The organism is Mesorhizobium sp. M0239, from assembly GCF_040321815.1.
Taxonomy (GTDB): Bacteria; Pseudomonadota; Alphaproteobacteria; order Rhizobiales; family Rhizobiaceae; genus Mesorhizobium.
Genome location: NZ_JAMYSG010000008.1, coordinates 173,669 through 197,871, shown reverse-complemented (window position 1 = coordinate 197,871; position 24,203 = coordinate 173,669). Strand labels below are relative to the sequence as shown.

20 protein-coding genes are annotated in these 24,203 nt (G+C 63.0%); 10 read left to right on the top strand and 10 right to left on the bottom strand.

Annotated elements, in window-relative coordinates:
• Positions 1-5 precede the first annotated feature (5 nt).
• The 3 genes from NKI99_RS10790 to NKI99_RS10780 all read right to left on the bottom strand — a co-directional run bounded on the left by NKI99_RS10790 (position 6) and on the right by NKI99_RS10780 (position 3,128).
• The gene (locus NKI99_RS10790) at positions 6-1,562 is read right to left on the bottom strand and encodes a formate dehydrogenase beta subunit (protein ID WP_128304842.1); all 1,557 of its coding nucleotides are present in this window, start codon (positions 1,560-1,562) and stop codon (positions 6-8) included.
• Positions 1,559-2,038 (bottom strand): formate dehydrogenase subunit gamma, encoded by a 480-nt coding sequence (locus NKI99_RS10785; RefSeq protein WP_023811689.1) that lies wholly within the window; start codon positions 2,036-2,038, stop codon positions 1,559-1,561. Before NKI99_RS10785 ends, NKI99_RS10790 begins: the two co-directional genes overlap by 4 nt.
• A gap of 175 nt (positions 2,039-2,213) precedes the next feature.
• The gene (locus NKI99_RS10780; RefSeq protein WP_027039670.1) at positions 2,214-3,128 is read right to left on the bottom strand and encodes a LysR family transcriptional regulator; all 915 of its coding nucleotides are present in this window, start codon (positions 3,126-3,128) and stop codon (positions 2,214-2,216) included.
• A 151-nt stretch (positions 3,129-3,279) separates the two neighbouring features.
• Between NKI99_RS10780 and NKI99_RS10775 the strand changes: the two genes are divergently transcribed.
• The gene (locus NKI99_RS10775; RefSeq protein ID WP_023811691.1) at positions 3,280-3,921 is read left to right on the top strand and encodes a DUF47 domain-containing protein; all 642 of its coding nucleotides are present in this window, start codon (positions 3,280-3,282) and stop codon (positions 3,919-3,921) included.
• A 3-nt stretch (positions 3,922-3,924) separates the two neighbouring features.
• Complete coding sequence (locus NKI99_RS10770) at positions 3,925-4,929, top strand: inorganic phosphate transporter (protein WP_023811692.1); 1,005 nt, start codon at positions 3,925-3,927, stop codon at positions 4,927-4,929.
• Between the two features lie 11 nt (positions 4,930-4,940).
• Here NKI99_RS10770 and NKI99_RS10765 read toward each other — a convergent pair whose 3' ends face one another.
• Positions 4,941-5,318: a VOC family protein gene (locus tag NKI99_RS10765; protein ID WP_023811693.1), complete on the bottom strand. Its 378-nt coding sequence runs from the start codon at positions 5,316-5,318 to the stop codon at positions 4,941-4,943.
• A 268-nt stretch (positions 5,319-5,586) separates the two neighbouring features.
• Here NKI99_RS10765 and NKI99_RS10760 point away from each other — a divergent pair, with 268 nt between their 5' ends.
• Complete coding sequence (locus NKI99_RS10760) at positions 5,587-6,768, top strand: Mrp/NBP35 family ATP-binding protein (RefSeq protein ID WP_352610806.1); 1,182 nt, start codon at positions 5,587-5,589, stop codon at positions 6,766-6,768.
• Positions 6,769-6,783: 15 nt separating this feature from the next.
• Here NKI99_RS10760 and NKI99_RS10755 read toward each other — a convergent pair whose 3' ends face one another.
• Entirely contained in the window at positions 6,784-7,233 is a 450-nt protein-coding gene (locus NKI99_RS10755) for an SRPBCC family protein (RefSeq protein WP_023811497.1), read from the bottom strand.
• A gap of 146 nt (positions 7,234-7,379) precedes the next feature.
• On the opposite strand from NKI99_RS10755, the gene NKI99_RS10750 reads away from it, so the two are divergent.
• From NKI99_RS10750 to NKI99_RS10735, 4 genes are all read left to right on the top strand, one after another.
• The gene (locus NKI99_RS10750) at positions 7,380-9,185 is read left to right on the top strand and encodes an IlvD/Edd family dehydratase (RefSeq protein ID WP_023811496.1); all 1,806 of its coding nucleotides are present in this window, start codon (positions 7,380-7,382) and stop codon (positions 9,183-9,185) included.
• A 250-nt stretch (positions 9,186-9,435) separates the two neighbouring features.
• Positions 9,436-10,254, top strand: coding sequence for a chromate resistance protein ChrB domain-containing protein (locus NKI99_RS10745; RefSeq protein ID WP_127290063.1), 819 nt, complete (start codon positions 9,436-9,438; stop codon positions 10,252-10,254).
• Positions 10,251-11,639, top strand: coding sequence for a chromate efflux transporter (chrA, locus tag NKI99_RS10740; RefSeq protein WP_352610804.1), 1,389 nt, complete (start codon positions 10,251-10,253; stop codon positions 11,637-11,639). Before NKI99_RS10745 ends, chrA begins: the two co-directional genes overlap by 4 nt.
• A gap of 63 nt (positions 11,640-11,702) precedes the next feature.
• A complete protein-coding gene (locus tag NKI99_RS10735; protein WP_023811493.1) occupies positions 11,703-12,101 on the top strand; it encodes a hypothetical protein in 399 nt (132 codons plus the stop codon).
• Positions 12,102-12,147: 46 nt separating this feature from the next.
• Here the strand turns inward: NKI99_RS10735 and NKI99_RS10730 are convergent, their stop codons facing one another.
• The 3 genes from NKI99_RS10730 to pdxR all read right to left on the bottom strand — a co-directional run bounded on the left by NKI99_RS10730 (position 12,148) and on the right by pdxR (position 16,714).
• Positions 12,148-13,377 carry an aromatic ring-hydroxylating oxygenase subunit alpha gene (locus tag NKI99_RS10730; protein WP_023811492.1) on the bottom strand — a complete coding sequence of 410 codons (1,230 nt, stop codon included), beginning with the start codon at positions 13,375-13,377 and terminating at the stop codon, positions 12,148-12,150.
• 64 nt (positions 13,378-13,441) lie between these two features.
• Positions 13,442-15,031 (bottom strand): trimethylamine methyltransferase family protein, encoded by a 1,590-nt coding sequence (locus NKI99_RS10725; protein ID WP_352439702.1) that lies wholly within the window; start codon positions 15,029-15,031, stop codon positions 13,442-13,444.
• Between the two features lie 189 nt (positions 15,032-15,220).
• Entirely contained in the window at positions 15,221-16,714 is a 1,494-nt protein-coding gene (gene pdxR, locus NKI99_RS10720; protein ID WP_023811490.1) for a MocR-like pyridoxine biosynthesis transcription factor PdxR, read from the bottom strand.
• Between the two features lie 270 nt (positions 16,715-16,984).
• On the opposite strand from pdxR, the gene pgi reads away from it, so the two are divergent.
• Together pgi and NKI99_RS10710 are read left to right on the top strand one after the other, a co-directional pair.
• The gene (gene pgi / locus NKI99_RS10715; RefSeq protein ID WP_502895826.1) at positions 16,985-18,634 is read left to right on the top strand and encodes a glucose-6-phosphate isomerase; all 1,650 of its coding nucleotides are present in this window, start codon (positions 16,985-16,987) and stop codon (positions 18,632-18,634) included.
• Between the two features lie 5 nt (positions 18,635-18,639).
• Positions 18,640-19,362, top strand: coding sequence for an HAD family hydrolase (locus NKI99_RS10710; protein WP_128304850.1), 723 nt, complete (start codon positions 18,640-18,642; stop codon positions 19,360-19,362).
• A 26-nt stretch (positions 19,363-19,388) separates the two neighbouring features.
• On the opposite strand, the gene NKI99_RS10705 is transcribed toward NKI99_RS10710, so the two are convergent.
• Positions 19,389-20,117 (bottom strand): class I SAM-dependent methyltransferase, encoded by a 729-nt coding sequence (locus NKI99_RS10705; protein WP_352610803.1) that lies wholly within the window; start codon positions 20,115-20,117, stop codon positions 19,389-19,391.
• On the bottom strand, positions 20,114-22,120 hold the full coding sequence (locus NKI99_RS10700) for a long-chain fatty acid--CoA ligase (protein WP_352610802.1): 2,007 nt from the start codon (positions 22,118-22,120) through the stop codon (positions 20,114-20,116). The genes NKI99_RS10705 and NKI99_RS10700 overlap by 4 nt, the downstream gene beginning before the upstream one ends.
• Positions 22,121-22,574: 454 nt before the next feature.
• Here NKI99_RS10700 and NKI99_RS10695 point away from each other — a divergent pair, with 454 nt between their 5' ends.
• Complete coding sequence (locus NKI99_RS10695) at positions 22,575-24,167, top strand: ABC transporter substrate-binding protein (protein ID WP_023811486.1); 1,593 nt, start codon at positions 22,575-22,577, stop codon at positions 24,165-24,167.
• Positions 24,168-24,203: the final 36 nt, after the last annotated feature.

Here is a 24,203-nt window from a genome sequence, read left to right as displayed (position 1 = left end):
AGCTCCTATTCGGCAGCCACGCGCACGGGCGCTGGCTTGAAGTCGTCGGGGAAATGGGTGATCGAGCTCATCACGGGATAGGGCGTGAAGCCGCCCAGCGCGCAGAGCGAACCAAACTTCATCGTGTTGCAGAGATCGGTGACCAGAGCGAGGTTCTTCTCCGGCTCAATGCCCGCAACTATTCTGTCGATGGTCTCAACCCCGCGCGTCGAGCCGATGCGGCAGGGCGTGCATTTGCCACAGCTTTCGATGGCGCAGAACTCCATGGCGAAGCGCGCCTGTTTCAGCATGTCGGCGGTGTCGTCGAACACCACGATGCCGGCATGGCCGATCAGCCCGTCCTTGGCGGCGAAGGCTTCATAATCGAATGGCGTGTCGAACAGCGCGCGCGGGAAATAGGCGCCGAGCGGCCCGCCGACCTGCACGGCCTTGACGGGGCGCCCCGTGGCCGTGCCGCCGCCGATCTCGTCGACGATCTCGCCCAGCGTCATGCCGAAAGCGGCTTCGAACAGACCGGCATATTTGACGTTGCCGGCGATCTGGATCGGGATCGTGCCGCGCGAGCGGCCCATGCCGAAATCCTTGTAGTAGGCCGCACCCTTGTCCATGATGACAGGCACCGAGGCCAGCGAGATGACGTTGTTGATCACCGTCGGCTTGCCGAACAGCCCCTTATGCGCCGGCAGTGGCGGCTTTGCCCGAACCATGCCGCGTTTGCCCTCGAGCGAATCGAGCAGCGCCGTCTCCTCGCCGCAGACATAGGCGCCGGCGCCGACCCGGATCTCCATGTCGAAAGCGTAGGGTGAGCCCAGCACGCTGGCGCCAAGAACGCCAGCCTTGCGGGCGATCTCGACGGCCTTGTTCATCACCGCCACCGCATGCGGATATTCCGAGCGGACATAGACGAAGCCCTTCGTCGCGCCCGTGGCTATACCGGCGATCGTCATGCCTTCGATCAGCACGAAGGGATCGCCCTCCATGATCATGCGATCGGCGAAGGTACCCGAATCGCCTTCGTCGGCGTTGCAGACGATGTATTTGCGGTCGCCTGCGGTATCGAGCACCGTTTTCCACTTGATGCCGGTCGGGAAGCCTGCGCCGCCGCGCCCGCGCAGGCCCGACTCGGTAACCTGGGCGACGGTGGCGGCAGGCGTCAGCGCCAGCGCGTTCGTCAGTCCGTTCAACCCGCCATGCTTCTTGTAGGATTCGAGCGAAAGCGGATCCGTGACGCCGCAGCGCGCGAAGGTCAGCCGCGTCTGCTTGGCCAGGAAGGGGATCTTGTCCGGCGTGCCCAGCCAGCGCTTGTGGTGGCCGCCGGTGAGGAAGCCGCTGTCGAACAGGCTTTTGACGTCGGACGGCTTGACCGGCCCGTAGGCGATGCGGCCATTGGCTGTCGCGACTTCGACCATAGGCTCGAGGAAATAGGCGCCGCGCGACCCGTTGCGCACGATCTTGGCTTCGATGCCGCGCTCGGCGAGTTCGCCGGCGATCGCCTTGGCGACCTTTTCGGCGCCAAGCGCCAGCGCACCGGAATCGCCGGGAATGTAGATACGCGGGATCATGAGCGCACCTCTGCAACGATCTCGTCGAGCTTCTCGTCATCGAGCCGCCCGATCACCTCGCCATCCAGCATTGCGGCGGGCGAACAGGCGCACAGGCCGAGACAATAGACCGGCTCCAGCGTCACCGAACCGTCGCGGGTCGTCTCATGGAAGCCGATGCCCAGCAATTGCTTCAGCTTGGCGGCGATGGCGTCCGAACCCATCGACTGGCAGGATTCCGCCTGGCAGAGCTTCAGCACATGCCTGCCTGCCGGGTGGCTGCGGTAATCATGATAAAAGCTGACGACGCCGTGCACCTCGGCCCTGGAAATGTTCAGCGCCTCGGCGATGACCGGCAGCGCATCCTTGGGCACATGGCCGAACTCTTCCTGGATGCCGTGAAGGATCGGCAGCAATGGGCCTTCGAGGCCCTTCATCTCCTGGATGATCGCGGCCGTGCGCGACGTAATCTCGGTACTTGCAGGCTGCATTGTCATGCAGCGCCCTCCCTATCGTAGCGACCCATACTATCGGCCAAGAGCATCAAGCTGTTTTGGAACAACGACATGCGCGTGCCGCTTTATCGCTAAGTGCTTAAGAAACCAGAGAAAACCTCTGAAATCAATAAAGCGGTTTCGTTGTACGATAGAAATTTTCTATCGTTCCGTTTGGCTAACTCTGTCTAGCGGAACGGTTGGCGTGGAAATCGTCCGCCAGCGCCATTGCCTCGTCCAGCAGCGCCGAGACCAAAGGTGTGTGCGGTTCGCGCGGTGTCGCCACCAGGCCGACCGTGTGGCTGGCATCTGGCTCGATGATCGGAATGGCCCGGATCGGCTCGGAAAAGCCGAATGTTTCCGCAAGGTTGAGCGGCATGATCGACGACCATTTGCCGGTGCGGATGTGCGAAAACAGCACGATCATGGAATTGGATTCCAGCGTCGGTCGCACCTGCACGCCGGCTTCGGCCAGATGCTGATCGATGATGCGGCGGTTCTGCATGTCCGGCGTCAACAGACACAGCGGCAGGCTCGAGAGCTCCGCCCATGTCACTTTGTCGCGGTCGGAATAGGGATTCCCCATCGCGGTGATCAGTTGGTAGCGCTCGTCATAGAGCGGCACGCTGGTCACCCGCCCCAGCGGCTCGTTGTCGAGATAGGTGATCCCGGCATCGATGTCGAAATTGCCGAGCAGCGACAGCACCTCGATCGAGGTCCGCGACAGCACCGAAAAGGTGACGCCGGGATGCTTTTCGCGAAACGGCGTCGTCAGCCGCGGCAGCATGGCGAGCGCCGTCGGGATGGCGGCGATGCGGATACGGCCGGAAAGTCCGTGGCGCGCCGCGCGCATTTCCTCGCGCATGGTTCTGGTGTCGCCGACGATGCGGCGTGCCCACACCAGCACCTGTTTTCCCTCCGGCGTCAGCCCCTGGAAGCGTGAGCCGCGCAGAACCAGCATGACGCCAAGCTGGCCTTCCAACTGCTTGATGCCGGCCGAGAGCGTCGGTTGGGTGACGCCGCATACCTCCGCCGCCCGGCCGAAATGCTCCTCCCTGGCGAGCGCGATGAAGAATTCCAGCTTGTCGATCATGCGATCTTTCCGGTCGTTCGCTGCAAGGTCGGGGAAATTGTGCTCTACCGCAAGCACCACGCACAATTGCCCGGCATCCACACCTTTAAGCCGGCTACCTGTTTCCCGCGGCGCGATGCGGCGCTATGTGGATGAAACTGGGAGATCGACCATGCTGGGCTGGTTCCGCAAGCTTTTGCCGCGCGAAGATCGCTTCTTCGACCTGTTCGAACGACATTCCCGCACCGTGGTCGGCGGCGCCGAGGCGCTGGAGCAGCTTCTCCAGGGCAGGGATATCGACCTATGGTGCCAGAAAATCATCGATCTCGAAGATGAGGCCGACCACATCACCGCGGAAGTCCTGCTGGCGGTGCGGCGCTCCTTCATCACGCCTTTCGATCGCGGCGACATCAAGGACCTGATCCAGTCGATGGATGATGCCATCGATATGATGCACAAGACGGTCAAGACGGTGAAGCTGTTCGAGCGCAAGGAGTTCGATCCGCTGATGCAGGAAATGGGTGGCGTCATCGTCGCCGCCGCCAAGCTGGTGGCCGAGGCGATCCCGCTGCTCAGCAAGGTCGCGACGCATACTGTGCGCCTCAACGCCATCGCCGAAGAGGTAATGCGCGTCGAAAGCCGGGCCGACGACCTGCATGAGCAAGGGCTGAAGGATCTCTTCAGGAAGCACGGCAGCAGCGATCCGATGGCCTATATGATCGGCTCAGAGATTTATGGCCAGCTGGAAAAGGTGGTCGACCGCTTCGAGGACGTCGCCAACGAGATCAGCGGCATCGTCATTGAGAATGTCTAGGTGATGGAAGCCACCATTGCCTTTCCCGTGCTGGCCGGCCTCGTCGCCGTCGCACTGTTCTTCGACTTTCTCAACGGCCTGCACGATGCCGCCAATTCCATCGCCACCATCGTTTCCACCCGCGTGCTGCGGCCGCAATATGCGGTGCTGTGGGCGGCATTCTTCAATTTCATCGCCTTCATGTTCTTCGGCCTCCACGTTGCCGAGACCGTGGGCAAGGGTATCATCGACGTCAGCATCGTCACCCCGGCGGTGATCTTTGCAGCGCTCGTCGGCGCCATCGTCTGGAACATCGTCACCTGGATCGCCGGCATCCCGTCGAGCAGCTCGCACGCGCTGATTGGCGGTCTGGTCGGCGCCGGTGTGGCAAAGGCAGGCGTGGGCGCCATCGTCTGGACAGGGCTTGGCAAGACGGTTGCGGCAATCGTCTTGTCGCCAGCGACCGGCTTTATCCTGGCTCTTGTCCTGATCCTTGCCGTTTCCTGGCTCTTCGTGCGCCAGACACCGTTTGCGGTCGACAGCACCTTCCGCGTCATGCAGTTCTTTTCCGCCTCGCTCTATTCCCTCGGGCACGGCGGCAATGACGCCCAGAAGACCATGGGCATCATTGCCGTGCTGCTCTATTCGCAAGGCATGCTCGGCGCGACTTTCTATGTGCCGCTGTGGGTCGTGCTCACCTGTCAGACGGCGCTGGCGCTCGGTACGTTGTTCGGCGGCTGGCGCATCGTCCACACCATGGGCTCGAAGATCACCCGGCTGAACCCGATGCAGGGTTTTTGCGCCGAGACCGGTGGGGCGATCACGCTGTTTGCCGCGACCTGGCTCGGCGTTCCCGTATCGACCACGCACACGATCACCGGCGCCATCATCGGCGTCGGCGCCGCCCGCCGCGTCTCGGCCGTGCGCTGGGGCATTGCCGGCAATATCGTCATTGCCTGGATCGTCACCCTGCCGGCCACCGCTTTGATTTCGGCGCTCACCTACCTCGCGGTTGGCCTGGCGAGGTGAGGTGAGGAAATCTACCTGTCCACAAGGTTCAGGATGTTGCCGTCTGGATCCTTGAACCAGGCGACCTTCATTCCGTAACCGACGTGGATATCGCCCTCCAGTGTCAGGCCCGGCATCTGATAGTGCTCGAAGGCGACGCCCTTCGACTTCAGCGCCTTGACGATATCGCCGATCCCGTCGCCAACCATCCAGGTCACCGCTGTCGCCTTATTGGTTCCGGCAAATTGGGAATGATAGACGTTGAGGGTGGTATCGCCACTTTTGTAGACGATCAGTTCGCCGCCCTCATCGTGCACCTGTTGCAGGCCAAGCGTTCCCTCGTAGAAAGCCTTGGCCTTTGCCAGGTCGCTTACCGCCAGATTTGCCGTTGCGTTGCTGTTTGCGAGCATGATGGTCTCCTTTCCTGGTTGTCGGCCCGTGCTGGTCACCGAAATAGGTCGCCGCGATCGTTTGACGACTGTCGCTTGACCTGATTGTTGGCCGCATCGGCGCTCGATTATCTGGAAGACGTTTGGCGCGGATGAAATCCGACAGGACCCGCCGCTTTTTCAGGCACGCCAAGACAGCCATTGCTCCACGGCTTGGTTCTGTCCGGAAACTGCATTATCTCAGGTGCAAGCTGCATCTCAGGCGCAAGCTGCGTAAGGAAAAACTGCCATGTCCGTCACCAAGGAAATCGTCACCGAGCGTCTGAAGACGGTCAACGGGCCGGATTTCACCGGCAACATCGTCGACCTCGGCATGGTTTCGGAAATTTTCATCGCCGACGGGAAGGTCTTCTTCTCGATTACCGTTCCCGCCGCCCGCGCCCAGGAGATGGAGCCGCTGCGCGCTGCCGCCGAGCGTGTCGTCAAGGCGATCCCCGGTGTCGCCGGCGCCGTCGTCGCGCTGACGGCCGAAAAGAAGGGCGGCGGCATGGAGGCGCCGGTTCCCTCGCGCCCCGCACCCAGGCCCGCGCCGCCGGCTCAGCCCGCTGCCGCCGCGGCGCGTGCGACTCCGCACGCACCGGCCTCGCACAGCTCGGGCAAGCGTGGCGTGCCCGGTATCGAGGCGATCATTGCCGTTGCCTCCGGCAAGGGCGGCGTCGGCAAGTCGACCACCGCCGTCAACATCGCGCTCGGCCTCGCCGCCAACGGCTTGCGCGTCGGCGTGCTGGATGCCGACATCTACGGACCGTCCATGCCCAGGCTGCTCAACATCCACGGACGGCCGCAGACCGTCGACGGCAAGATCCTGAAACCGATGGAGAATTACGGCCTGAAGGTGATGTCGATGGGCTTCCTCGTCGACGAGGAAACGCCGATGATCTGGCGCGGCCCGATGGTGATGTCGGCGCTGACGCAGATGCTGCGCGAGGTCGAATGGGGCCGTCTCGACGTGCTCGTCGTCGACATGCCGCCCGGTACCGGCGACGCGCAACTGACCATGGCCCAGCAGGTGCCGCTGGCTGGTGCTGTCATCGTCTCGACGCCACAGGATCTGGCCCTGATCGACGCGCGAAAAGGCCTCAACATGTTCAAGAAGGTCGACGTCCCGTTGCTCGGCATCATCGAGAACATGAGCTATTTCATCGCCCCGGACACCGGCAAGCGCTACGACATCTTTGGCCATGGCGGCGCGCGCCGCGAGGCCGAGCGCCTCGGCGTCACCTTCCTTGGCGAAGTGCCGCTCGAGATGGGCATCCGCGAAAGTTCGGATGCCGGCACGCCGGTTGTCGTCTCGAAGCCTGACGGCGCCGAGGCGAAAATCTATCGCGACATCGCTTCGAAGGTCTGGGACCGGGTCAATGAAGAGCGTGGCGCGGCGGCAGCGGCGGTGCCGAGTATTGTGTTCGAGTGATGCCCGCTTGAGGGCTCAGCCGCCGACCTTTTCGCCGAACGACGAAAAAAACTGTCCGGCCAGTTTCTTCGAGGTCGATTCGATCAGGCGGCTGCCGAGCTGGGCGATCTTGCCGCCGACATCGGCCTTGGCCGCGTAGTTCAATACCGTGGCGTCAGGTCCATCTGCCGTCAGCGTCACGTCGGCGCCACCCTTGGCGAAGCCGGCAATGCCGCCCTTGCCTTCGCCCTGGATGGTGTAGGAGTGCGGCGGCTTCAGGTTCTTCAGCGTCACTTCGCCGTTGAACGTCGCCTTGATCGGTCCGATCTTCACCACCACGGTTGCCGCCATCTCGGTCGGCGACTTCATCTCCAGGCTCTGGCAGCCGGGAATGGTCGCCTTCAAGACCTCGGGATCGTTCAGCGCTTCCCACACTTTTTGCAGCGGTGCGGCAATGCGCTCCTCGCCTTCGATCACCAAAGCCATGAAAACCTCCCGGACAAGACTGTCGGAACCCGTAACGCACGGCTTGGTGCGTGTCTATCGCACCAAAGTCCGGTTGCGACCGCACGCCCTCTTGCCTGCTCCCGCGCGTTGCCATATCGATTTGTCTTACAAATACGGAGACCATGATGGCAGGCGCCCCCACCCACAAGAAAAAATTTCGCTCGCAGGAGTGGTTCGACAATCCCGACAATCCGGGCATGACGGCGCTCTATCTCGAGCGCTATCTCAATTACGGCCTGACGCGCGCCGAACTGATGTCCGGCAAGCCGCTGATCGGCATCGCACAGACCGGCTCGGATCTGTCGCCTTGCAACCGTCACCATATCGAACTCGCCAAGCGTGTGCGCGAAGGCATCGTCTCGATGGGCGGCATTCCTTTCGAATTCCCCTGCCATCCGATCCAGGAGACCGGCAAGCGCCCCACCGCGGCACTTGACCGCAACCTTGCCTATCTCAGCCTTGTCGAAGTGCTCTACGGCTATCCGCTCGATGGCGTCGTGCTCACCATCGGTTGCGACAAGACGACGCCGGCGCTACTGATGGCGGCGGCCACCGTCAACATCCCGGCGATCGCGCTGTCGGTCGGGCCGATGCTCAATGGCTGGCACAAGGGCAAGCGCACCGGCTCCGGCACCATCGTCTGGGAATCGCGCCAGCGCCTGTCGGCCGGCGAGATCGATTATGACGAGTTCATGGACATCGTCGCCTCGTCGGCGCCGTCCACCGGTTATTGCAACACCATGGGCACCGCCACCACGATGAACTCGCTGGCCGAAGCGCTTGGCATGCAGTTGCCGGGCTCGGCCGCGATTCCCGCGCCCTACCGCGAGCGCGGCCAGATTTCCTATGAGACCGGAAAGCGCATCGTCGAGATGGTGCATGAGGATCTGAAGCCGTCCGACATCATGACGAGAGAAGCTTTCGAGAACGCTATCGTCGTCAATTCGGCCATTGGCGGCTCGACCAACGCGCCGATCCACCTCAACGCCATCGCGCGCCACCTTGGAGTCAAGCTCGACAATGACGACTGGCAGACGGTCGGCCTCAATGTGCCGCTACTGGTCAATTTGCAGCCGACGGGCGAATACCTTGGCGAGGACTACCACCATGCCGGCGGCGTGCCGGCGGTCATCGCCGAACTGATGAAGGGCGGGCTGTTGCCGCATCCCGGCGCGCGCACCGTCAACGGCAAGTCGATCGGTGAGAATAGCGAGGGCGTCGCCAACGAAAATCCCGACGTCATCCGCTCTGTCGCCAAGCCGCTGAAGGCCAATGCCGGCTTCATCAATCTTCGGGGCAATCTGTTCGATTCGGCGATCATGAAGACCAGCGGCATCTCGCCGGAATTCCGCGAACGCTATCTCTCCAACCCCAAGGATCCCGAGGCTTTCGAAGGCAACGCCATGGTTTTCGATGGGCCGGAGGATTACCACGCCCGCATCGACGACCCGGCGCAAGGCATCGACGAACACACCATCCTGTTCATGCGCGGCGCTGGCCCGGTCGGCTATCCAGGCGGTGCCGAAGTCGTCAACATGCAGCCGCCGGCCTATCTCATCAAGAAGGGCATCCACGCGCTCGCTTGCATCGGGGACGGCCGCCAGTCGGGTACGTCGGGTTCGCCATCGATCCTCAACGCCTCGCCGGAAGCGGCGATCGGCGGCGGACTGGCGCTGCTCAAGACGGGCGACAGGGTCCGCATCGACTTGCGTAAGGGCACGGCCGACATCCTCGTTACCGACGACGAGATCACCCGGCGCCGCGCCGAACTGCAGAACAATGGTGGCTTCCACTATCCCAAGCACCAGACACCCTGGCAGGAGATCCAGCGCGGCATGGTCGCGCAGTTCTCGGAGGGAATGGTGCTGAAGCCGGCGGTGAAGTATCAGGACGTCGCGCACACCAGCGGCGTTCCCAGAGACAATCACTGATTGCTCCGGGGACAATCACTGATTGCTCCGGGGACAATCATTGATTCTGGATCGACGGATGGCGGCTTGATCAAATCAAGCCGCCGTCGGTTTTCCGGTCAGCGTGTTGCCGGGTAGGTCGAGAACGGTCACCGTCCTTGACAAGCGCGCCCAACAAATCCACCATCATGACAAGGGGTGCATCGCGACGACCCCGTGAGGCGTCAGCCCAACGTTCGCGTCCAAGCTTCTCTTCCAGGAGGTGGACGCCATGCCGTCAACAACCGCTATCACTGTATCGCAACTGTCCCGGCTCATCGGTCTGCCGGGCGCGCCTGTCATTATCGATGTTCGCATCGATGACGATTTCGACGCCGACCCGCGCCTGTTGCCGGCTTCGTGCCGGCGCGATTTCAAAACCGTTTCGACCTGGGCGGCCGCATTCGCCGGCAAGCCGGTGGCCGTCGTATGCCAGAAGGGGCAAAAGCTCTCGCAAGGCGTCGTTGCATGGCTGCGCCATGAGGGGATATCAGCCGAATCCCTTGAAAGCGGGTTTGAGGCCTGGCGCGATGCCGGGGGACTTCTGGTCCGCACCGCCAAAATGCCGCCGCGCAATGAAAAGGGCGCCACCGTCTGGGTGACGCGATCGCGCCCGAAGGTCGACCGCATCGCTTGCCCATGGCTGATCCGGCGTTTCCTCGACCCCGACGCGGTGTTCCTGTTTGTCGAGCCCGCCGAAGTATTGGCTGTTGCCGACCGCTTTCAGGCCGTGCCGTTCGACATCGACAATGTGTTCTGGAGCCATCGTGGCGAACGCTGCACCTTCGACACGATGATCGAGGAGTTCGGGTTGGAATCCGAGGCGCTCGATCGCCTCGCCGTAATCGTGCGCGCGGCCGACACCGCAAGCCTCGACTTGGTGCCCCAGGCGGCCGGTTTTCTGGCTGCCTCGCTGGGTCTGTCGCGTATGTACCGCGACGATCTGGAACAACTGGAAGCAGGCATGCTGCTCTACGACGCGTTCTTCCGCTGGTGTCGCGACGCCACCGAAGAAACGCACAACTGGCCCGCTGCGGGTAAGCCGTCATGACCATTCTTGTCCCCGACAACAAGGCGGTGGCCGTCGAGCCGCCGGCTGCGCCGACCTTCGCGGAAGCCACGAAGGTCTGGGCGAGGATCGGATTGCTCAGCTTCGGCGGACCTGCCGGGCAGATCGCGCTGATGCACAAGGAGCTGGTCGAGGACCGGCGCTGGATCGGTGAACAGCGCTTCCTGCATGCGTTGAACTACTGCATGTTGCTGCCTGGCCCGGAAGCCCAGCAACTCGCCATCTATGTCGGCTGGCTGCTGCACAGGACGATCGGCGGCCTTGTCGCCGGCATCCTGTTCGTCGTGCCGGGCGCGCTGGTCATGCTCGTCTTGAGCAGCCTTTACATGCTCTACGGCGACATGCCACTCGTCGCGGCGCTGTTTTTCGGGGTGAAGGCGGCGGTGCTTGCCATCGTCATCGAGGCGGTGATCCGGATCGGACGGCGCGCCCTCAAGAACCGGGTCATGGTGTCGATCGCGGTCGCGGCGTTCATCGCCATCTATGCGTTGAATGTGCCGTTTCCGCTCATCGTCTTGTTCGCCGGCCTGACGGGATGGCTGGGGGATCGCATTGCTCCCGGCCTGTTTTCCGGCTCGGCCCATGGCAAGGACGATGTTGCCGACTTCAAGGGAGCGGTCGACCTGATGTTCGAACGCGGCGAACTCGCCCATGTCAAACCGACCAAATGGCATGCGCCGCGCACCGTCGCCATCTGGCTGCCGCTCTGGCTCGGGCCTGTTCTTTTGATCTGGTGGTTCACCGGCTCTGCAAGCGTCTGGACCGAGATAGGCCGGTTCTTCAGTCTCATGGCTGTCGTCACCTTCGGTGGCGCCTATGCGGTGCTTGCCTATGTCGCGCAGGCAGCCGTCCAGTCCTTCGGCTGGCTGGCCCCTGGTGAAATGGTTGATGGCCTTGGGCTTGCCGAAACGACGCCGGGGCCGCTCATCCTGGTGCTGCAGTTCGTCGGCTTCATCGCCGCGTTCCGCCACTCCGGCTCGCTGGACCCGTTGCTTGCCGGATCGCTGGGGGCGTTGCTCACCCTGTGGGTGACGTTCACGCCCTGCTTTTTCTGGATATTCCTCGGGGCGCCCTACATCGAGGCGTTGCGCGGCAACAAGGCACTGTCGGCCGCACTGGGCGCGATCACCGCCGCAATTGTCGGGGTGATTATGAATCTGGCCCTATGGTTTGGCTTGCACGTCATCTTCCGTGAGGTGCATGCGACGGGTCTTGGCATGAATGTGCCGGTGCTTTCGTCGATCGACTGGCGTGCGGCCTTGCTTTCGGGTGCCGCCATGATCGCCATCCTGAAGCTGAAGATCGGCATGCTGGCGACACTCGCGCTATCCGCCCTTGCAGGGGTCTTGCTGGCGGCGGCTGGTTAGATAGCACCGCCTTTGTAATTCGCTTGCCCACCACCTAAGTGGGCTGGAACGGAAGGAGACATCATGGCCGGACGGCGCTCTTCCCTCGGCTTCCTCGGAATGTTCGGCCGCTCGGGCGACTTGAGGCAGCTCGACGATGCATTGCGCGGCGCGGATCTGCATCCAGCCCTTGTGCCGGAGGGCGTGAAGCTTACCCTGGTCAATCTCATGAAGGATCGCTGGCCCGACGAGCCGCCACGGGGTACCTATGCGTCGGTGGCACAATTATGCAGCTATTGCATCGCGGGTCCCGAAACCTTCGAGCAAGCCAATGGCCATCAGCGGACGCTGGAAGCCGAGCGCCGCATCGAGGCGGCGCTTGAAACCGGCGACAGCCTCGACGCGCAGATCGTGCTGATGACACTGCATGCCAAGCTCATCAACCCCGAAGTCGTCGACCGATACGGGCTCAGCGCGGAATGACGCGAAAGGCAAGATCTGCCTGATCCTCCTAAGGCAGCCGAACCGTTCAGGCCCGGCTGATCTCCTCGAGATACCAGCCGATGTAGCGCAGTTCGTTGTATTCCATCGGCGCGATAGGTCCGGGCACGAAATAGTGCGAGCGCACGCCGCGCGCGGTGTGCTCGATGATCTTCTTGTCTTCGTCGGTGGTGACCTTCCATAGCCAGGTCAGCTTCTCCAGATCGTAATCCTGACCCTCGACCGCGTCGCCGCGCACCAGCCAGATCAGTTCCATCTCGCATGTACCAGCCGTTTTCGGGATGAATCGGTAGATCATGCCGTGATCGGGATAGCAGACGAGAAAGGTCGTGCCGCCGAGATGGATGGAAGTGACGCCACCGTCATAGTCGGTGAAGCGGCCCATCAGCGGGGCCACCGGAGAGCCGTCCTGGCTGCCGCTCGAAACGCCGTCATAGAGCGCGTAGCGGAAGGTGTCGATTGCTTCCTGACCGGCCGCCGAGTTCTGCCAGCGGTTGGCGCTGCCGATCTCGATGCCGAGCGCGCAGGTGCGCTGCTCCATCGCCGCATTGAGCTGCTCGATCATCTCGGCCGGTTTTTCCAGCGCATGCGTCTGCGAATATTCCGGATGCGCCGGTCCGCAATGGTAGCATTCGACATAGTTCTCGACGGCGAGCTTCCAGTTGGCGTCGAGCGGATAGGACTGACGATACGCCACCTTGGCGTCGCCCCAGCCATATTGGCCGCAACTCGTGCGCAGCGACTGTTCGATCGGATCGAAATCGAGCGGCGTCTCGGCGAAGGAAATGAAGACCAGCCCGGAGGCGACGCGGACATGAAGCTTCTTCAGCCCGTGCGCCGAGCGGTCGAAATCCTTCGGCATCAGGCGGGCAGCGCGCAATGAGCCGTCATTGGAATAGCTCCAGGCGTGGTAGGGGCACACGAACATCTTCGCGTTGCCCTTTTCCTTGGTGCAGACCTCGGCGCCGCGGTGGCGGCAGACATTGAGCATGGCATGCACGGTGCCATCCATGCCGCGTGTCAGGATGACCGCCTCGTCGCCCAGTTTGAACAGCTCGAAATCGCCCGGGTTCGCGATGACGCTGGCATGGGCCAGGCAGTGCCAGTGGCGGCGAAAGACACGTTCCATGTCGCGCTCGAAGATTGCCTGGTCATGATAGAAGGCACGCACCAGGCCGTGACCTGGCCGATGAGATGCCACCAGCCGATCGATCGCGTCGCCGTCTGTGTGGGCTTGCTGGATAGGATGCACACTCATTTGTCGTTCTGCCCGATGGTTGATCCTGGGTGGTGGCTGCATGGCTGCACGAACTCGTCTCCGGTCAGCCGCCCATTTGCGTGCGCGGCAGGTGGATCAGGTTGCCGAAACGGGCACGCAATCTGTCGTCGACCTGTTTTGGCACATGGCGCGGAAATCGTTCGGCAAGAATGCGTTTCTTCTCGGTGATCGCACGCAGCAATATATCAGGCCGGCCCTTTTCGTTCCATTCCTTCGGCGAGGAACGATCGCCGAGGGCGGGATAGAAGTGCTCGGTCTGCATCAGCTTGAGCGTTTGTTCGTTGTCGAGATAGTGGCCCGGACCCTTGAGGCAGACCTCGGCGATGCTGTCGATCGACAGGGCCTCGTCGGTCACGTCGATGCCACGCGCGCAGCCCAGGCAATGACCGAGCATGTCGTTGTCGATGACCAGGCTCTCCAGGCAGAAGCCGAGCAGCGAGGCATGCATGCCGGCCGCCTCGTAGACGAGGTTGAGGCCGGAGAGGCCGGCCATCACATTGGTGATGCCTTTTTCGTAGCCGGACTGAATATCGGGCAATTTCGAATCAGTCATGCCGGCGGCGGAGCCGCCGGGCAGGTCGTAGAATTGCGCCATCTGGGCACAGGCCGCCGTTGCCACCGACTGCTCGGCCGACCCGCCCGCCATGGCGCCGGTGCGCAGGTCCGACATGAACGGCCAGGCGCCGAAGATCGCCGGATGGCCGGGCTTGAGCGCGTTGACATAGACCAGGCCGGCCAGCACTTCGGCCACCGCCTGCACGACGGCGCCGGCCATCGCCGCGGGTGCCGTGGTGCCGGACTGGCCGGTCGACAGCAGCAGGATCGGGATGCCGCCTTCAACGCAGGCCTCAAGCACGCCGCAGGCATCCTCGGCGAATTTCATCGGCGGCACGACGAATGAGTTGGAGTTGGAAACGAATGGCCGGGCGCGGAAATTCTCCTCGCCGCCGGCGATGGCGTACAGCATTTCAAGCGCAGGCTTCACGTTCTCACGCACGGTGAAGGATGTTCCGACGTGCTTCGATGTTCCCATCACACAGGCATAAAGCGTGTTGAAATCCATCTCGAGCGGATCGGCGATGTCGCGCGCCACCATCGGCCGCTGGAAGAAATGGATGTTGTCCAGCCCATCGACGATGCGGGCGGCATCATAAATATCCTGCAGCTTGGACTCGCGGTACTCGCGCTTTTCGATATCCACCAGGTGCACGGCGATGCCTGCCGTGCCGTAGTGCACGCGCTTGCCCTGGACCACCATGTCGTGCCTGGGGGCCTGGCCATGAAGTGTGAAATGTCGTGCCGCCCGCTTGATGGTGTCGAGCACGAGCGCGCGCGGAAAGCGGACCCGGCCATCGTCGCCATGGACCGCCCCCACCTTGGTCAGTACCTTTATGCAGGAAGGAATGGCGTTGGCGAAACCCACTGTCTCCAGAAGCGTCAGCACGCCTTCGTGGATACGCTCGCGGTCATCCCCGCGCAGCGGCCCGTAGCCGCCGCCCTCGATGGCCTTGTGCTGTGGTCTGGTATCCTCCACTAGGGGAGATGATCGCATGGCATGTCCTGTTTCGCGAAGACCGGAGCGTTGTGGACGACGGTTCGCCGGCGTGTCCTGCTGTTCGACAGCCACTGGCATGGAAGCACTCCACCTTCGTCGGCAGGAACTCGTGGCGGTTGGTCCACCATCGGCCTGCTTCTTCCCCTGACGCCGACTATGCCGCCGGCACTGGCCCATCCTATGGGCCAGCTGGCCCAGTTCCATGTGCCAGAACTAAAATACCGGAGCCGCTGCGAGCGGCTCCGGTCACGAGAGATCAACGATGGATCAGGCGGCTGCGGGTCTGCGTCCGGCGGCCGTGGCCAGTTCGCGAATGCCTGGCTCGATGTGCTGCAGTGCGATCGACGAGATGCCCAGCCGCATGAAACGCGAAGGCTTTTCAGTGCGATCGAAGAAACGGTCGCCTGGCTCGATGATGACGCTGCGCGAGGCCGCTGCCTCGGCCAGCCCGCGCGAATCGGTGCCGCGCGGCCCTTCGAGCCACAGCGACGTGCCGCCGGCCGAATCGGTCGAGCGCCATTCCGGCAGGAAGGCGGAAATCGCATGGACCAGCCGCTTGCGCCGTTCGTCGAAGGCCGACGACAGCCGCCGCACCAGCGCCTCGTGGTGGCCGAGCGACAGGAACAGCGCGACGGCGCGCTGGTTGTTCGCCGGCGGATGACGCAGCATGAAGCGGCGCAGCGCCCTGAGTTCCGCGATCAGTCCCGCGGACGCCACGATGTAGCCGAGCCGCAGGCCGGGAGCCAGCGTCTTGGACATCGAGCCGACATAGACCACGCGGCCGGAGCGATCGAGGCTCTTCAGCGCTTGCTGCGGTGCCTCGTCGAGAAGCTGGCTGTCATAGCCATCCTCGATGATGATCTGGTTGTAGCGGTTGGCCCGCGCCAGAAGATCCTGCCGCCGCTCAGCCGACAACGGCACCATGGTCGGGCAATGATGGCTGGGCGTGACGAAGACGAAGCCGGAATCATTGGGAATAGAAGCGGTTACGATGCCGGACTGGTCGACCGGCACCGGCTGTATCTCCGCGCCCGCAAGGCGGAAGATCGAGCGGGCGTCGGGGTAGCCGGGGTCCTCCATCGCCACCTTGGAGCCTTTGGACATCAGCAGCGTCGCCAGCATGTAGAGCGCGTTCTGGGCGCCCAACGTGACGATGATCTCGTCGGGATTGGCGAAGATGCCGCGCCGGGGCAGGAGCCGCGCCTGGATCTGCTCGATCAGCAGCGGATCGTCACGGTCGACCATGTCGGACGCCCAGTTGCGGATTTCCAACACCGCCAGCGCCATGCGGTTGCACTCGCGCCATTCGGCGGTAGGGAACAGCGCCGGATCGAACTGGCCGTAGACGAAGGGGTAGGACGACTTGATCCAGTTCTCGTGCTTGGCCGGCGGCGGCATGTCGCTGGCGAAGATCTTGCGGCGTGCCTTCCAGTCGATCTCGTTGGCCTGGTCGGGCGCCTTCTGGTGCGGCTTGGCCGGTGTCGCCAGCACATCGGGATTGACGAAATGTCCACGCCGCTCGCGCGCCACCAGGAAACCCTGGTCGACGAGCTGCTGGAACGCCAGCACCACGGTTCCGCGCGCCACGCCAAGTTTTTCGGCCAGGATCCGGCAGGAAGGAAGCGGCATCGAAGCGGCGATCTGGCGGTCCAGAATGGCGGCCACGATGGCTTGGCGGATCTGCGCTTGCAGGGTTTGGCCGGATTCAGCCGAAATCCGGAACAGGCCGGACCATATCGCCGTGTCGTTTCGCTGTGGCATGGGAGATTTCCTCGATGGCCAGCCTTTTTCGCTTGGCTGGACCAGCCGAACGTAACCGTGGCACAACGGGTTGCGCCAATCAATTTTTCTGATCGTTGGGATTTATGCCAGTGATCCTTCACGCCATTTTGATGCTGCGCCGCGGCATAGTTGCGTGACTCTGTGCGTCATCGCTGCGCATTGAAACGGGTGGAGTTCGGCCCGATAGATTGTCGCGACGACACGCGCCGGAAACATCCGGTCCGTAATGATGGCTCGAGGTCTCGGAGTTTGGCAGTGGATCAATCGTCCTTTCAAAAACAGCTCGCCGCCTTGCGCGATCACCGCGCTGCAGCGCCCGCCAGCATGCGCCAGGCCTTCGCCGCCGATCCCAAGCGGTTCGTGGAATTCTCCGCCACCGATGGCGATCTGCTGCTCGACTGGTCGAAATGCGCGGTCGATGCGACCGCCATGGAACTGCTGGAAAAGCTCGCCCTGGCCGCCGATCTCGAAGCTCGTCGCGCCGCCATGTTCGCCGGCAAGAAGATCAACGTCACCGAGGACCGTGCCGTGCTGCACACGGCGCTGCGCAACCTGACCGGCAAGGGCGTCACCGTCGATGGCCAGGATGTCAAGGCTGACGTCATCGCCGTGCTCGACGCCATGGGCGCCTTTGCCGATGCCGTGCGCTCCGGCAAGGCGGCCGGCGCCACCGGCAAGAAGATCACCGACATCGTCAACATAGGCATCGGCGGTTCCGATCTCGGCCCGGCCATGGCGACGCTGGCGCTGGCGCCCTATCATGACGGGCCGCGCGCGCATTACGTTTCCAACATCGACGGCGCCCATATCCACGACACGCTGAAGGGGCTGTCCGCCGAGACCACGCTTTTCATCATCGCTTCCAAGACCTTCACCACCGTCGAGACGATGACCAATGCGCAGACGGCGCGCGACTGGGTGCAGAAGGCGCTCGGCAAGGAAGCGGTCGGCAAGCACTTCGCCGCCGTGTCCACTGCGCTCGATCTGGTCGCCAAGTTCGGCATCGCGCCCGATCGCGTCTTCGGCTTCTGGGATTGGGTCGGCGGCCGCTATTCGCTCTGGGGCGCCATCGGCCTGCCGGTGATGATCGCTGTCGGCCCGCGGAATTTTCGCGCCTTCCTCGATGGCGCGCATGAGATGGACGAGCATTTCCGTACCGCACCGGTGCAGGAGAACCTGCCGGCGCTGCTGGGGCTGGTCGGCTGGTGGCATCGCGTCATCTGCGGTTACCCGGCGCGCGCCGTCATCCCTTACGACCAGCGCCTGTCCAGATTGCCCGCCTATCTGCAGCAGCTCGACATGGAATCGAACGGCAAGAGCGTCACCCTCGAAGGCACGGCGGCAACGACGCCGACCGGACCGCTTGTCTGGGGCGAACCCGGCACCAACGGCCAGCATGCCTTCTTCCAGCTGCTGCACCAGGGCACCGATTTCATCCCGGTCGAGTTCCTCGCCGCGGCCGTCGGCCACGAGCCCGATCTCAAGCACCAGCACGATCTGCTGCTCGCCAACTGCCTGGCGCAGTCGGAAGCGCTGATGAAGGGCCGCACGCTGGACGAAGCCCGCGCCCAGATGCTGGCCAAGGGCATGAAGCCGGCCGAGGTCGACAAGATAGCCCCGCACCGCGTCTTCTCCGGCAATCGCCCCTCGGTGACCATCCTTTACCGCAAACTCGACCCGCGCACCTTCGGCCGGCTGATCGCGCTCTACGAGCACCGCGTCTTCGTCGAGGGCACGCTGTTCAACATCAACTCCTTCGACCAGTGGGGCGTCGAACTCGGCAAGGAACTGGCCACCGGCCTTCTGCCTGTCGTAGAGGGCAAGGAAAGTGCCGCCAAGCGGGACGCATCGACCGCAGGCCTTGTGGGATTCATCCACCATTTGCGTGGCTCGGAGTGAAAAGCTTGGCAGACATCAAGGGAATATTGTTCGACAAGGACGGCACGCTTGTCGACTTCAACGCCACCTGGCTCGGCGTTGCCGACTTCATGGCCATGGATGCGTCCGAAGGCGATCGCTGGAAAGCCGACAGGCTGCTGGCCGCCGCCGGCTTCGATTTCGCCAACAAGCGCTTTAAGCCTGACTCGATATTTGCCTCCGGCACCAATCTCGACGTCGTCGAATTGTGGTTTCCGCGCCTCTCCAACGAGGATCAGATGCTGGCGGTCGCCCGCTTCAACGAGATCACCTCGGTGCAAGGCTCGGCGATGGCCGTGGCGCTGCCGGGCATCGTCGACACGCTGACGGCACTGCACAGGAAGTCCTACCGGCTTGGCGTCGCCACCAACGATTCGACCAGCGGCGCGGAAAAGACGCTTGTCACGCTCGGCGTCGCCCAATTGTTCGACGCGGCCTATGGCTACGACGCGGTGGCCAATCCGAAGCCGGCGCCCGACACGATCCTGGCCTTCAGCGATCTCACCGGCCTCAGGCCGGCGGAAATCGCCATGGTCGGCGACAACCGCCACGACCTCGAAATGGCGCGTGCCGGCGGCTGCGGGCTGGCGGTCGGCGTGCTCTCCGGCACCGGAACCCGCGAATCGCTGGCCGGCATTGCCGACGCCATCCTGGATTCCGTTGCCGATCTGCCGGATTTTCTCTCGGCGCGGGTCAAGGAGACGATCTGATCCCGTCGGTAGACGCGGCCGCCTCGTCAGCCTTCGAAGCGAAAGACGCCGCTTGGCTGCAGCGCGCTGTCTTTCGCCTGGCCGAAATCCGGCACCTTATGTTCGGCGAGCAGGCGCAGCCGTGATCGTGGCAGATAGGCGCGGCTAGGATCGCCGACCAGGACCTCGATGCCGGCATTCAGGCAGCGTTCGAAAAAAGGCATGACGCGGTCGGCGACGCCTTGGCTGTAGAAGACATCGCCTGCAAGCACGAGGTCGACGGCCGGCGGCGGACCCCTGGTGATGTCGTCTCCGATCACGGTGATGGCGACACCGTTGGCCGCCGCGTTTAGAGCGAGCGCGGCAACGCCGTTGCGGTCGATCTCTGCGGCGATGACTTCGCGTGCGCCAGCCTTGGCGGCGGCAATGCCGACAAGACCCGAACCGGCGCCGAGGTCGAGCACGCGGCGGCCGGCTACCGTTTTCGGATGATCCAGTATGTGGCGCGCAATCACCGCGCCGCCGGCCCACACATAAGCCCAGTAAGGCGGCTGCGGCTCGGGTCCATCGTTGTCCGCCTCGATCGTGTCGTCATCGTCGCCAGCGCTTTGGTGCGGATCTATGAGCCGTCTCAGGCCACTGGCCGGATGCGGTGTATAAAGCTGGATCTCAGGCACCGACGGCACCGGGGCGAGGCGCATGTTCGTCCTGATGAATTCTGCCGGGTCAGGACGGCAAGGTGCATTTACGGCGTCCGCGCCGCCGGCTGCAATCATTCGCGCAGCGCTCGCCGCAGGATCTTGCCGACCGGCGTCTTCGGCAGCTCGGTGCGGAATTCGATGTATTTGGGCCGCTTGTAGCCGGTCAGGTTCTCACGGCAAAAGGCGGTGATTGCTTCGGCGGTCAGCGCCGGATCCTTCTTGACCACGAACAGTTTCGGCACCTCGCCCGAATGCTCGTCCGGCACGCCGACCGCCGCCACTTCGAGCACGCCCGGATGCATCGCCACGACTTCCTCGAGCTCGTTCGGATAGACATTGAAGCCCGAGACGAGGATCATGTCCTTCTTGCGGTCGACGATCTTGGTGTAGCCGCGTTCGTCCATGAAGCCCATGTCGCCGGATTTGAAGTAGCCATCCTTGGTCATCACCTTGGCGGTCTCATCGGGCCGGTTCCAGTAGCCCGCCATCACTTGCGGTCCTCGGATGCAGACCTCGCCGACCTCGCCGAGCGGCAAATTGTTGCCGTCGTCGTCGCGGATGGCGATCTCGGTCGAGGGCAGCGGCAAGCCGATGGTGCCGGTGAAGTCGCCGGCGGTGAACTTGTTGGCGGTGGCCACCGGCGAGGTTTCCGAGAGGCCGTAGCCTTCGGTGACCGAACAACCGGTCAGCGTCTTCCAGCGTTCGGCGACGCCCTTCTGCACCGCCATGCCGCCGCCCAGCGTCAGCACCAGCGGCTTGAAGTCGAGCTTGCGGAAATCCTCATTGTTGAGCAGCGCGTTGAACAGCGTGTTGAGGCCGGGAAAGATGTGCACCGGATACTTCTGCAATTCCTTGACGAAGCCGGGAATGTCGCGCGGATTGGGAATGAGCACATTGCGGGCGCCTTGCTGCATGCCCATCAGCGCGTTCACGGTCAGCGCGAAAATATGATAGAGCGGCAGCGCGCAGATAAAGTTGGGGTGCGCCGGTTTCGGCTTGATCGTGTAGGCGTCCTCCATCCACTGCGCGTTCTGCGCGACGTTGGCGAGCACGTTTCTGTGCAGCAGTGTGGCGCCCTTCGACACGCCCGTGGTGCCGCCCGTATATTGCAGGAAGGCGACATCGTCGGCTTCCACCTTGGCCGGCTTGAAGCCCATGCCGGCGCCGGCCTTCATGGCGGCATTGAACTTGACATGGCCGGGCAAGGACCATGCCGGCACCATCTTCTTCACGCGGCGCACGACGAAATTGATGATCGTGCCCTTCAGGCCGCCAAGCATGTCGCCCATCGCGGCGACCACCACATGCTTGACCGTGGTCCTGGCGATCACCGCCTGCAAGGTGTTGGCGAAGTTCTCCAGGATGACGATGGCTTGCGCACCGGAATCCTTCAACTGGTGTTCGAGCTCGCGCGGCGTGTAGAGCGGATTGATGTTCACCACCACATAACCCGCTCGCAAGATCGCCATCATCGCCACCGGATATTGCAGCACGTTCGGCATCATCAGCGCGACGCGCGCGCCTTTCTGCAGGCCTTTCGATTGCAGGTAGGCGCCGAAGGCCGCCGACAGCCGCTCGACATCGGTGTAGCTGATGGACTTGTCCATGCAGGTGAAGGCCGGCTGCGCGGAAAACTGCTTGCAGGCGGCGACGAGGAAATCGCCGATCGAGCTGTAGGGCAGGGCGCCGATCTCGGCCTGCACGTTTTTCGGATAGCTCTTGAGCCACGGCTTTTCCGGCAAGCCGGCGGCCAGCGCCGTCAGCGTTTTCGGCAATCGGTTGGCGGTGGCGTCGGCCGGCCTTGCCGCCGGTGGGGTCTTCATCGCCGCGGCGGCTTTCGATGCCGGCCTGGCAGCGGGCTTTGCCGCCCCCGCTTTATTTCCCGACGCCGTCTTTCCGGCCGCAGCCTTGGCCGGGGCTTTCACCACTGGCCTTGTGCTTGCCCTTACGGGCGCCGCGGCCGCCTTCGGCGTGGCGGCTTTGGAAACGGGTGCTTTCGGCTTGGCAGTACCGGCTGCTTTCGACGGCGCCTTGGCTCCCGCTTTCACCGGCGCCGTCGTCCTTGATGCTTTTGCCAACCGTTCCTCCCTGGACAAGTCTTGTTCATCCGCGCCGCGCTCGCCCCTGAATTGACAAGGACGCCCTCCGCTGCGGCCGCTACACCCTATGTATTGCCTCCGTTGGTGACCGTGCAAGTCTTGCCCTTGCGGCAACATGGCGAAAGATTTGCCGTCGAAAGTCTTTGCCGCCGCCAGCGCTCCCAGGCGGTGTCCTGGCGCATCCCTCGGCCGCTCGGAAGCGCCGGGAACATTTATATCGTCAGCTTGGCGATCAATAAAAAAATTCGGTTGTTAATAATCTCGTGAATGGAAGAAACTGCTAATTTTTTCTGCAATTTGGCAGAATAGCGGATTTTTTTCCTGCTTCCCGCGGGGTAAGCAAACGGGGTGTTCCAAAGCCGGAAAAACGGTGCTTATATGCGCGCTTCGCGAGCCTGATAGAGGGGCTTGGAAGAACATCAGGGAGTGCTCAATGAATAAGAAGCTGACCTTTGCAGCCGCGTTGCTGGCTGCAAGCGTCCTGAGCGGCATGGCCAATGCGAAAACTCTGGTCTACTGCGCGGAAGCTTCGCCGGAAGGTTTCGATCCGGCGCCGTATACCGCAGGCCAGACGTTCGACGCGTCATCGCGCACCGTCTTCAACCGCCTTGTCGAATTCGATCACGGCAAGACGACGACCTCGCCGGGCCTGGCCGAGAGCTGGACGATCTCCGACGATGGCAAGGAATATGTCTTCAAGCTGCGCAAGGGCGTCAAGTTCGCCGCAACCGACTATTTCACCCCGACGCGCGACTTCAACGCCGACGACGTGGTGTTCTCGTTCGAACGCCAGGTCGACAAGAACGGCCCCTGGTTCCAGTACATTCCGGGCATTGCCTACCAGTATTACAATGACCAGTTCGGCGACAACATTACCAAGGTCGAGAAGGTCGATGACCTGACGGTGAAGTTCACCCTCAAGGAGCCGGCGATCACCTTCATTCCGACGCTGGGCATGGATTTCGCCTCGGTCGTCTCCAAGGAATATGCCGACAAGCTGCAGGCCGACAAGACGCCTGAGCTGTTCAACCAGAAGCCGATCGGCACCGGCCCGTTCATCTTCGTCGACTACCAGACCGACGCCGCCATCCGCTACAAGGCCAACCCGGACTATTGGGGCGGCAAGCAGAAGATCGACGATCTGGTCTTCGCCATCACCACCGATCCGGCGGTGCGCGCGCAGAAGCTCAAGGCCGGCGAATGCAACATCATGTCGTACCCGGCACCGGCCGACATCGCCGGCCTGCAGGCCGATGCGAACCTGAAGGTCGAGGAGCAGGAAGGCCTCAATGTCGGCGCGCTGATGTACAACACCCAGCAGAAGCCGTTCGACGACGTGCGCGTTCGCAAGGCGCTCAACATGGCCATCAACAAGAAGGCCATCATCGATGCCGTCTTCCAGGGCGCCGGCCAGGTGGCGATCAATCCGATCCCGCCGACCATGTGGTCCTACAACAAGGAAGTGAAGGACGATCCTTACGATCCGGATGCAGCCAAGAAGCTGCTTGAAGAAGCCGGCGTCAAGGACCTCAAGATGAACGTCTGGGCCATGCCGGTGTCGCGCCCCTACATGCCGAATGCGCGTCGCACCGCCGAGCTGATCCAGGCGGACTTCGCCAAGGTCGGCGTCACCGTCGAGATCGTCAGCTACGATTGGGGTGAATACCTCAAGCGCGCTTCCGCGGTCGATCACGACGGCGCCGTCATCGTCGGCTGGACCGGCGACAATGGCGATCCGGACAACTTCCTCGGCGTGCTCCTGAGCTGCGCTTCCGTCGGTTCGAACAACCGCGCGGAATGGTGCAACAAGGACTTCGATGCGCTCATCAACAAGGCCAAGACCGTTTCGGACCAGGCCGAGCGCACCAAGCTCTATGAACAGGCACAGGTCATCTTCAAGGAACAGGCACCCTGGGCGACGCTCGCTCACTCCAAGGTGTTCATGCCGATGCAGAAGACCGTCACCGGCTTTGCGATGGATCCGCTCGGTATCCACCGCTTCGACGGCGTCGATATCGCCGAATAAGGTTGCGAAACGGGGGCGCCACCATGTGGTGACGCC

What these genes read in the sequence shown, in the direction of transcription:
- NKI99_RS10785 (WP_023811689.1), bottom strand. Translation starts at nt 2,038, where the DNA reads ATGACAATGCAGCCTGCAAGTACCGAGATTACGTCGCGCACGGCCGCG.
- NKI99_RS10735 (WP_023811493.1), top strand. Translation starts at nt 11,703, where the DNA reads ATGGCCGGACGGCGCTCTTCCCTCGGCTTCCTCGGAATGTTCGGCCGC.
- NKI99_RS10780 (WP_027039670.1), bottom strand. Translation starts at nt 3,128, where the DNA reads ATGATCGACAAGCTGGAATTCTTCATCGCGCTCGCCAGGGAGGAGCAT.
- NKI99_RS10770 (WP_023811692.1), top strand. Translation starts at nt 3,925, where the DNA reads ATGGAAGCCACCATTGCCTTTCCCGTGCTGGCCGGCCTCGTCGCCGTC.
- NKI99_RS10705 (WP_352610803.1), bottom strand. Translation starts at nt 20,117, where the DNA reads ATGATTGCAGCCGGCGGCGCGGACGCCGTAAATGCACCTTGCCGTCCT.
- NKI99_RS10775 (WP_023811691.1), top strand. Translation starts at nt 3,280, where the DNA reads ATGCTGGGCTGGTTCCGCAAGCTTTTGCCGCGCGAAGATCGCTTCTTC.
- chrA (WP_352610804.1), top strand. Translation starts at nt 10,251, where the DNA reads ATGACCATTCTTGTCCCCGACAACAAGGCGGTGGCCGTCGAGCCGCCG.
- NKI99_RS10765 (WP_023811693.1), bottom strand. Translation starts at nt 5,318, where the DNA reads ATGCTCGCAAACAGCAACGCAACGGCAAATCTGGCGGTAAGCGACCTG.
- NKI99_RS10745 (WP_127290063.1), top strand. Translation starts at nt 9,436, where the DNA reads ATGCCGTCAACAACCGCTATCACTGTATCGCAACTGTCCCGGCTCATC.
- NKI99_RS10730 (WP_023811492.1), bottom strand. Translation starts at nt 13,377, where the DNA reads ATGAGTGTGCATCCTATCCAGCAAGCCCACACAGACGGCGACGCGATC.
- NKI99_RS10755 (WP_023811497.1), bottom strand. Translation starts at nt 7,233, where the DNA reads ATGGCTTTGGTGATCGAAGGCGAGGAGCGCATTGCCGCACCGCTGCAA.
- NKI99_RS10790 (WP_128304842.1), bottom strand. Translation starts at nt 1,562, where the DNA reads ATGATCCCGCGTATCTACATTCCCGGCGATTCCGGTGCGCTGGCGCTT.
- NKI99_RS10750 (WP_023811496.1), top strand. Translation starts at nt 7,380, where the DNA reads ATGGCAGGCGCCCCCACCCACAAGAAAAAATTTCGCTCGCAGGAGTGG.
- NKI99_RS10760 (WP_352610806.1), top strand. Translation starts at nt 5,587, where the DNA reads ATGTCCGTCACCAAGGAAATCGTCACCGAGCGTCTGAAGACGGTCAAC.
- NKI99_RS10725 (WP_352439702.1), bottom strand. Translation starts at nt 15,031, where the DNA reads ATGCCAGTGGCTGTCGAACAGCAGGACACGCCGGCGAACCGTCGTCCA.
- NKI99_RS10695 (WP_023811486.1), top strand. Translation starts at nt 22,575, where the DNA reads ATGAATAAGAAGCTGACCTTTGCAGCCGCGTTGCTGGCTGCAAGCGTC.
- pdxR (WP_023811490.1), bottom strand. Translation starts at nt 16,714, where the DNA reads ATGCCACAGCGAAACGACACGGCGATATGGTCCGGCCTGTTCCGGATT.